1 protein-coding gene is annotated in these 1,152 nt (G+C 65.4%); it reads left to right on the plus strand.

The annotated features are described in order from the left end of the window. The coding region (locus ACIQGZ_RS29565) for a condensation domain-containing protein (RefSeq protein ID WP_402607818.1) at window positions 1–1,152 on the plus strand (1,152 nt) is incomplete at both ends.

Raw genomic sequence — 1,152 nt, forward strand, 5'->3', positions numbered from 1 at the left:
AAACCACCCTCACCACCCACCCCCACATCACCCAAGCCGCCGTCACCATCCACGAAGACCCCCCCGGCAACAAACAACTCATCGCCTACACCGTCAACCACCCAGACATCGACACCGAAGACATCCGCCGACACGCCACCACCCACCTCCCCCCCTACATGATCCCCACCACCTACATCACCCTCGACGCCCTCCCCCTCACCATCAACGGCAAACTCGACCGCAAAGCCCTACCCACACCCACCACCCACAACAGCAACAGCAACAGCAACAGCAACAGCAACACCCAAGGCCCCCGCAACAACCGCGAAGAAACCCTCTGCCGCATCTTCGCCACCGTCCTCGGCCGCGACACCGTCGGAATCGACGACAGCTTCTTCGACCTCGGCGGCGACAGCATCACCTCCATCCAACTCGTCAGCCGCGCCCGCAAAACCGGCCTCACCCTCACCGCCCGCGACATCTTCGAACACAAAACCGTCCGACAACTCGCCACCCACACCACCCACACCACAACACCCACCCCCACCACCCCAAACACCCCCGCCACCGGCAACCTCCCCCTCCTCCCCATCACCCACTGGCTCCACAACGGCGGCGGCCCCATCACCCAGTTCAACCAGTCCTACACCGTCACCGTCCCCCCCAACCTCCAACACCACCACCTCACCACCGCCCTCACCACCCTCATCCACCACCACGACGCCCTCCGCACCCACCTCACCACCCACCCCGACGGCACCTGGACCCTCCACATCCCCACCCCCGACCACACCCCCCAACCCCACCAACTCCTCCACCACATCAAAACCACCCCCACCAACCACACCCACATCACCCAAGAAACCGAAGCCGCCCGCCACCGCCTCGACCCAGAAAACGGCATCATGCTCCAAGCCGTCTGGTTCGACCACGGACCCACCACCGACGGACGACTCCTCCTCGTCATCCACCACCTCGCCATCGACGGCGTCTCCTGGCGCATCCTCCTCCCCGACCTCGCCACCGCCCACCACGCCGCCACCACCAACACCACCCCCCAACTCCAACCCACCACCACCCCCCTCCGCACCTGGGCCCACGCCCTCACCCAAGCCGCCACCCAACCCCACTACACCAACCAACTCCCCTACTGGAACAACACCCTCACCG

Source organism: Streptomyces sp. NPDC092296 (assembly GCF_044755465.1).
Taxonomy (GTDB): Bacteria; Actinomycetota; Actinomycetes; order Streptomycetales; family Streptomycetaceae; genus Peterkaempfera.